The sequence below is a fragment of the Vibrio sp. V43_P6S15P86 genome, assembly GCF_009904725.1.
GTDB lineage: Bacteria > Pseudomonadota > Gammaproteobacteria > Enterobacterales > Vibrionaceae > Vibrio > Vibrio diabolicus.
Genome location: NZ_WXWT01000021.1, coordinates 1 through 2,921 on the forward strand (window position 1 = coordinate 1; position 2,921 = coordinate 2,921).

Sequence of the window (2,921 nt, forward strand, 5' to 3'; positions counted from 1 at the left end):
CATAAACTTCTGAATTTCCTCGTGCTTACCTGAAGCGCACGTTACTACGATTTTTGTTAACTTCAGTCCATAAATTAAATTTTTTTAGATAGTAAGATTTTACCATTTTGACAGAGTGGGTGATGTTACTGGCTTTTGTTGTGGTCAAATCGCATGTTTTGATAGCAAAAGTCACCATTTTTTTGGTGTTTTTGATTTCGGGCGATTTTTCTATCTCGTTGAAAATAAATGGCTAAGTAAGTAGGATACGCAGACCAAATCGTACTTGTAAGCCTTATCAGCTTAATTGTCACCGCAGCCATATTTACGATGTTGGTTGTGGAGAATTCAAATGCATTTAGTTTGCAAATTTATACCTAGCTCGAAGCTATCCTCCAACGAGCTATCTCATGTTCTTACACCGGACGAGTGTATAGGACAGCTTTCGCGTTTGCGAAATTCAGATGACATCCTTAGAAACCTCCCTAAAGAATTGGCGCAAAAGATTTCCATCTCTACCAAAAAAACGACCAGCGCATTGCTAGCTGCGATAAGAATCGAATTGGGAAAAGGCAATTGGGTGTCATTATCTACCGTTGCACGTCGGTCGCCATTGACGGACTCTCAGCTGCAAAGCTTCCCTAGACTTAAATCACTCGTTGACTCTGTATCTGCTTCGAATGAAAGCAAAGCTTTTAAAGCGGGTTATAAGCAGGTTACTGACGATGTTGCTTTAGTTCGTAGTTACACGCATGTCCCCTCTGAGCCAAGTCCAGATCAAAAAATCGTTGTCGAGTTTGCAGGGCAGTGGTCTAGCAACGCGGCATGTTTGATGTTGGGAAAAACCGAAGCTCAAAAAGAAAAAGTGACTGTAGGCAAGGCTGATACAGAAAACAAACACCGCAGCCTCGCGATATTTAAAGATCTCGAAGCTGAGGGCAAAACGCTCTATATCAAGATCCCTTGCACTGACCAGCCTCAGCCAATTTTGCTTAAACTCGCCGAAGACCTGCAACCCGTTGATAAAGATACTCAGATGGATGAGTGGGATAACGTGTTGGTGCCTGTACTACCTATGCTAGAGGGCCCAAATGGACATGAGTTGGTCGCAGAAGGTTATTTTTATGTAATCTGGAATAACAAAGTTTGGCGAGAGGTTGAAGTTACACCAAAAGGCTACTTTGCCGATGTCGATTTAGAGTACTACAGAAATAATGATCCTGAATCTTCGATGAAAACGCGGCATGTCAATATTGATGGGGCAAACCTTGTACCAGACTACTATGTTGGCGAAGAAGCATTTGAGATTTATCAATCTGGCCAGAAAGTGTATTCGGGACATCTAAGCCTTGATCAAGGTGCTAGGGTATTCCGCCTTGTAGATGAGGAAGTAGATGTTGTTTTTCCAGAATTAGATATTGATCCTATCACTGTTAAAACGGTGCTAAGCCCTTATAAAGCTGGCAAAGATGGTTTGCGTATTGCGCAAGGCGTTCCTCTACCGCATATTTGGGTGCCATATAAAGTCGCGGGAGAAGCACAAGAATGTTATATCCATTACTCCGAGTTGGCTTTGACAAACACGGAACTGTCTGAGCTAGAGAGTGATCCTGCTTCAATTGCTAAGTCTCTTTCAGAGTTGCAAATATACTCCTCATCCCAAAGCTTTAATAATGCGGGCGAGAATATTATTCCAGTTTCCGGTGCCGCATCGACAGGCACTGGCAGTGGAATCATCAATGAACATAAAGAAAGCAATATTGCGGGGCTTAAATTGGCTCCAAGAGGCGCATTGCCTTCTATACGTTACCTTCACGAGCCTTTGACAGATCAGCCTGACGATTTCTTTGGGCTTCGTAACATAGAACACGATTGGATTCACAAGTCATATTTTCGTTCAGCAATGAAAGACGACGATGGTTATATGACGCTGCGGTTCGCATTCCCGCCGAAAGAGGTCAAAAGCGTCGATATTGTTCGAGGTGTTCATTCGAGTCTCTCCACGGGTAGCCAACGTCTTGTCGTTGTAGAAGAAAACGTACCCATTTCAGAATTGTTAGGTTAAACCATGAAAAAAATACTATTACTGTTGCTTGCTGCTTTATCGATAGCGGGTTGTAAAGATGACGGCCGCACTTACGTGGGTGAACACAACTACTACACAATGGAGCCAAGTGAGATCTTTAAATCTGACTTTGCGACATACCAACAACGTGATTTTCCTCGTTACTTTATTCATCGTGCCAAAGAATGGCCAAGGGAAGATTTAAATGACGCGAGTTCTTACGATTTGCCACGCGTTCAGTTTACGTGGGCAAACTTATCAAACGACCAAGGGTATGGACCAGATCCCATGTACGATGAGTACGAAGGACGTGTAAAAGTTTGGAGTATGAAGACCGATGGTACGGACCTGCGTTTGGTGACGGATTTACCCTACCTTGGAAAGGCATCCAGTACTCGATACAAAACCAGTCGCTCGCCAAACAATCGTTACGTTGCTCTGAACTCCGGACCTGACATACATCTTTTTGATTTAAAAGAGCAAAAATTGATTGACTTACCGCATCGTTTAGCAGGTATTCCGGGTTTTCTGTGGGCGGAAGACAGCAGCTACGTTTATTACCGCACGGGTAAGGTGGGTCGTGTGGTGTATAAGTGGGACATTGCTAAAGGTGAGGCAGAAAAGACCGATCTGCACATAACTGATACAGGTATGATTAAAGACGGGAGACGTTACAAGGTCACGGACGTGTTTACTGTTGTTTATGATGAGAAAACAGGTAAAAAGTTACAGAGTGCTCGATGGGGAGAAAACTTAAAGCCTCAGGATGCGCGAGCTGATGTGACGGCGATAAGCCCCGAAGGTGACGTATCTTGGGGAGCGAATATGAGCGCAGGTGTTTTCAAAATGGATGTTATAGCTAATCGTGAAGTACCTG

The 2,921-nt window shown here is 43.6% G+C and carries 2 protein-coding genes; both read left to right on the forward strand.

Translation table 11 applies throughout. The features are described 5' to 3' along the window. Positions 1 to 331: 331 nt before the first annotated feature. A complete protein-coding gene (locus CAG69_RS01180) occupies positions 332 to 2,044 on the forward strand; it encodes a hypothetical protein (protein ID WP_237668011.1) in 1,713 nt (570 codons plus the stop codon). A gap of 3 nt (positions 2,045 to 2,047) precedes the next feature. After that, on the forward strand, positions 2,048 to 2,921 hold an 874-nt coding region (locus CAG69_RS01185), incomplete at its 3' end, for a hypothetical protein (protein ID WP_161442313.1).

What these genes read in the sequence shown, in the direction of transcription:
- CAG69_RS01180 (WP_237668011.1), top strand. Translation starts at nt 332, where the DNA reads ATGCATTTAGTTTGCAAATTTATACCTAGCTCGAAGCTATCCTCCAAC.